This is a genomic window from Streptomyces sp. NPDC058307, assembly GCF_042880295.1.
Classification (GTDB): Bacteria; Actinomycetota; Actinomycetes; order Streptomycetales; family Streptomycetaceae; genus Streptomyces.
This window is the reverse complement of sequence record NZ_JBHVYZ010000138.1, coordinates 1-4,514: the sequence shown is the minus strand read 5'-3', so window position 1 is coordinate 4,514 and position 4,514 is coordinate 1. Positions and strand designations below refer to the sequence as shown.

6 protein-coding genes are annotated in these 4,514 nt (G+C 71.6%); all 6 read right to left on the bottom strand.

Features of this window, described 5'->3' with window-relative positions:
• Positions 1–300: 300 nt before the first annotated feature.
• Positions 301–1,206 carry an SMP-30/gluconolactonase/LRE family protein gene (locus ACFVYN_RS41015; RefSeq protein WP_390007940.1) on the bottom strand — a complete coding sequence of 302 codons (906 nt, stop codon included), beginning with the start codon at positions 1,204–1,206 and terminating at the stop codon, positions 301–303.
• Positions 1,207–1,242: 36 nt separating this feature from the next.
• The gene (locus ACFVYN_RS41010; RefSeq protein WP_390007937.1) at positions 1,243–1,893 is read right to left on the bottom strand and encodes a TetR/AcrR family transcriptional regulator; all 651 of its coding nucleotides are present in this window, start codon (positions 1,891–1,893) and stop codon (positions 1,243–1,245) included.
• Complete coding sequence (locus ACFVYN_RS41005) at positions 1,890–2,570, bottom strand: DUF4166 domain-containing protein (protein ID WP_390007935.1); 681 nt, start codon at positions 2,568–2,570, stop codon at positions 1,890–1,892. Before ACFVYN_RS41005 ends, ACFVYN_RS41010 begins: the two co-directional genes overlap by 4 nt.
• Complete coding sequence (locus tag ACFVYN_RS41000; RefSeq protein ID WP_390007932.1) at positions 2,567–3,319, bottom strand: hypothetical protein; 753 nt, start codon at positions 3,317–3,319, stop codon at positions 2,567–2,569. Before ACFVYN_RS41000 ends, ACFVYN_RS41005 begins: the two co-directional genes overlap by 4 nt.
• Before the next feature lie 150 nt (positions 3,320–3,469).
• Positions 3,470–3,763 (bottom strand): MTH1187 family thiamine-binding protein, encoded by a 294-nt coding sequence (locus tag ACFVYN_RS40995; protein WP_020136527.1) that lies wholly within the window; start codon positions 3,761–3,763, stop codon positions 3,470–3,472.
• A complete protein-coding gene (locus ACFVYN_RS40990; RefSeq protein WP_390007929.1) occupies positions 3,760–4,110 on the bottom strand; it encodes a DUF3817 domain-containing protein in 351 nt (116 codons plus the stop codon). The genes ACFVYN_RS40995 and ACFVYN_RS40990 overlap by 4 nt, the downstream gene beginning before the upstream one ends.
• Positions 4,111–4,514: the final 404 nt, after the last annotated feature.

Sequence of the window (4,514 nt, the reverse complement as noted above, 5' to 3'; positions counted from 1 at the left end):
GGTCAGCACCGTCTCGCACTTCAGACTGTGCGGGCCGGTGGGGGCGGGCGTTTTTGCGCAGTTCCCCGCGCCCCTGATGCCTGCGGCGCAGCTGCGGCTCCGGCGGGGGCGTGTGTAGCGCCGACGGTTTCGTCGTGGGTCGGGGCCGGGGTGGGGGGTGTCCGTCCTCGGTCCGGCGGACGGCCAGTGGTGGCGCGCAAGGTGGCTAACGGTCCCTACTGGCGCAGGCGACCGCAACCCCCTAGGGGCGCGGGGAACTGCGCGACCAGCCCCCACCGACCCGCGCCCGCCCGGCAACCGCTACACCCGCGGCGTTCCCGTCACCGACATCACCAGGGAGTACAGAGAGGTCGTGGCCGCGATGAACAGCCGGTTGCCCTTCGGGCCGCCGAACGTCACGTTGGCCACCGGCTCGGGCACCCGGACGCGGCCGATCAGCGTGCCGTCGGGGTCGTAGCAGTGGATGCCGTCGGCCAGGGCGGCGGCCCACAGCCGGCCCTCGTCGTCGAAGCGGATGTTGTCGAAGTGGACGCCCTTGCGAGCTTCGGCGAAGACCTTGCCGCCGGAGAGCGTGCCGTCGGCGTGGACGTCGTACCGGTGGATCCGGGCCGCCCGGGAGTCGGAGACGTACAGCTGCCGCTCGTCGGGGGACAGGATCACCCCGTTGGGCCCGTCCAGCCCGTCGGCGGCGAGGGACACCTCGCCCGTGGCCGGATCGATCCGGTACACGTGGCACGCGCCGATCTCGGACTCGGCCCGGTGCCCCTCGTAGTCGCTGAGGATGCCGAAGTCCGGGTCGGAGAACCAGATCGTGCCGTCGGAGCGTACGACGGAGTCGTTCGGGCTGTTCAGTCGCTTGCCCTGGTAGCGCTCGGCCAGGACGGTCACCGTGCCGTCGGGCTCGGTGCGGGTGACGCGGCGGTTGCCCTGTTCGCAGCTGACGAGGCGGCCCTGGCGGTCGACGGTGTTGCCGTTGGTGTTGCCGGCCGGGGTGCGGAAGACGCCGACCGTGCCGGTGGTCTCGTCCCAGCGCAGGAGGCGGTCGTTCGGGATGTCGCTCCAGAGGAGCTGCCGCCAGGCGGGCAGATAGACGGGTCCCTCGGCCCAACGGCAGCCGTCGTACAGGACCTCCAGCCTGCTGTCACCGTTGGTGCAGGGCCGGAAGCGGTCGTCCAGGATCTCGTAGAGGCTGTCGGAGCCGGGCATGGGGTGTGTCCTCTCGGGTCGGGGGGTGGGACGGGGTCAGCGGCGGCCGGTCCTGCGGAGGTGGTGGCGCACCGCGCGCTGGGCGACCGGGCCCAGGTCCTCCAGCGCGGCGACGAGCACGCCGAGCTGCTCCAGGGCGTCCAGGGCCGAGGTGGCCCCGGCCGCGTCGACTCCTTCGTACAGCTCGATGCCCACGAAGGAGGCGGCGACCGCCCGGGCCAGGCCCGCGGGGTCGGCGAACTCTCCGAAGGGCGTGGCCGTGAGGACTCTGGTGAGGACCTGCTCGATCTCGGCGATCCACAGTTCCAGGCCCGCCGCGGTGGCGGGGCCGAGGGTGGCGTGGGTCTGGGCGCCGGCCAGCAGCTGGCCGAGGAGGGCCACATGTCCGCCGGCCCGCTCCTCCTCGTGGACCCTGCGCCCCACCGCGAGGAGTTCGGACAGCGAGGTCACGGCGGCCAGCCGCTCCCGGTAGCGGGCCACCGCGCGCTCCGCCCCGTAACGGCAGGCCGCGGCGAGGAGTTCGTCGACGGAGCCGAAGTGGTAGAAGACCAGCGCCTGGTTGACCCCGGCGGCCGCCGCGACCGTACGGGCGGAGGTCTTGGCGATGCCCTGTTCGGTGAGGACCCGCAGGGCGCCGTCCAGGAGTTTGGCCTTCGTCTCCAGGGACTTCGGGGACTCGGGGCTCACGCGCGCGCCTCCTCTCGGAGAGGACGGAGACCGGGGCGGACACCGCAGGTCGCGATGTCGCTGTACGTCGCCTCGAAGGAGCCCTCGTAGCCGAACAGCGGACCGAAGTACCGGTTGACGACCCGGACCCGGATGCGGAAACGGCCCGCCCTGTCGTCGTACGACTCCCGCACCTCCGCACGCGCGCCGACCAGCTCGGGCACCCGGACGTCCACCACGCCCTCCCGGAACCGGTGCTCCCCGGAGCGGATCAGCAGCGAGCCGTCGGGCTCGGCGCGGAGGTGGAGCTCGCTGGCCAGGTGCTGGTGGGTGCCGAGGTAGTCGAGGATGCGGTCGCCCTTGGGGCTCAGCACCATCTGGGCGTCGAAGCGGCGGGGGCGGCCGGACAGGTGGAAGGTGCGCACGAAGGTCACCGTCTCACGGCCGTAGGTGTCCACGTAGGGCACGTTCTCGATCACGAACGGCACGTTGCGCCCCGGTCTCGGCACCAGGATGTTGCGGGTCGTACCGAGGGCCAGGAAGGGCTTCACGAAGGCCCCGCCGTGCCAGACGCGTTCCATCACACCCCGGCCGACGCAGGCCTCGCCGGTCGTCAGGCCGACCGAGAAGCGGCGCTGGAGCTGGGGGTGCAGGCGGTCGAAGTCGGCGCCCATCACCGTGCGGAACATCGAGGTCATCGCGGGGTCTCCAGGGTGCGAAGGACACGCGGCGCACGCACGCGTGTGGCGGGCCGGCGCAGACAGCGGCGGGCGGCCGGGGTGCCGGGCAGGGGGGACGTGAACAGGGCCAGCGAGATGACGACGGCGAGGAGAAGTGGCCAGGCGTAGGCCATCGACGCGGCCAGCGGGCCGAAGAGGTGCAGGAAGCGCTCCATGCCGAGTCCGGTGCAGGCGACGAGCACGACGAGGGCGCGGGCCAGGAGCTCCGCCAGCCAGTTCCACAGGGCCCGCTCGGGGGTGATCCCCCGCTCCATCCACAGCCGCAGCCGGTCGAAGGACCAGGCCGTGGCCCAGCCGATGAGCGGGCGGAAGAGCAGGCGGTCGGCGACTGCGCCGACGCGGCCCCAGCGAGGACGGTAGTCGTAGCCGGTCAGGAACAGGACGCCGTCGCCGTCGGGGACATAGCGCCAGTAGCCGCTGCCCTCCGCCAGGAGCGAGAGCGGGTGCGGGGAGGAGAAGCGCAGGGCGGAGGTGCGGGTGCCGTCGGGGCGTTCCCGCTCCCCCGCGCACACGCCGGTGCCGGCGACGGTGAGACCGGGCAGCACGCGCGTGGCGTACCGGAAGCGCTGCGGCTCGCCCTCCCCGCGCGGGAGGTAGGCGATCCGGGTGAAGCGGAGGTCCCAGCGCTGGTGCTGGGACGGTTCCTGTGTCCGTGCCCAGAGGTCGTCGAGATCGGCACGGATGCGGGCCTCGATGTAAAGCCCCATTGATCCCCCCAAGCGAGCTAGGTGTTTGAGCGACCGCTCAAATCTATTGGGCAGGAAGGTACACGCTTTTGAGCGATCGCTCAATCATGGGGACCGAGAAAACCCCGGCCCGCGCGGGCCGGGGTTCGTCACTGTCGTGGCGCGGCTCGGTCAGTCGGCGAGGTGCCGCTCCACCGTCTCCACCTTGGAGGTCAGACCGTCCGTGACGCCGGGCCGGATGTCCGCCTTGAGCACCAACGACACCCGCGGCGCCCGCGCCTCCACGGCGGCCACAGCACGCTTCACGACGTCCATGACCTCGTCCCAGTCACCCTCGATCGAGGTGAACATCGCGTCGGTACGGTTGGGCAGCCCCGACTCACGCACGACCCGCACGGCGTCGGCGACGTACTCCCCCACGTCCTCGCCGACCCCGAGCGGGGTCACGGAAAAGGCGACGATCATGCGTTCACGGTCCCTTCCTGCTCCTTGCGGGCACGGGAGGCGATGACGGCGTCCTCGGCCTCGCGCTTGAGCCTGCGCTCGGCGAAGAAACCGCCGGTCGGCAGCACGGAGAGCACGAAGAACCAGATCCCCGTCCTCGCGGACCACTTGGTGCGGTTCCAGGCGTCGAGCCAGAAGATCACGTAGAGGATGAACAGGACACCGTGGACCATGCCCATCACCGGCACGGCGTTGAAGTCCGTGGTCCGCTTCAGCACCGAGCAGACGAGCAGGAGCAGGAACGAGATCGCCTCCGGAGCGGAGACCAGGCGGAGGCGTCGGAGGGCGGAGGCTGTCTTGAGGTCCACGGGTCACCTTCGGTGGGAGGTACGTCGACGGTTTGTGAACGCACGCACAAGCGTTCGTCCATTGTGACAAATGGTTCGGGGGTCTGAGGTAGGGGGTGCCGGATCAGGTCGTTTGGCGGCCGCGACCCGGTGGGGACTGGTCGCGCAGTTCCCCGCGCCCCTAAGGGGTTGCAGTCGCCTGTGCCCACGATGGAACCGCTCGCCACCCCACGCGCCGCGGCGGACCGCTCGCCATCTCGCGAGCCCGGCACACCGTCGCCACCTCCCGCGCCACGACGGGCCGTTCGCCGGGTCGCGCGCCACGACGGGCCGTTGGCCGCGTACGGCGGGCAGGGGACGGGGTGGGGGGGTCCGCCCGCAGCGGCCGGCGTCCGTTACCGAGCACAACCGAAGCAACAGCAACC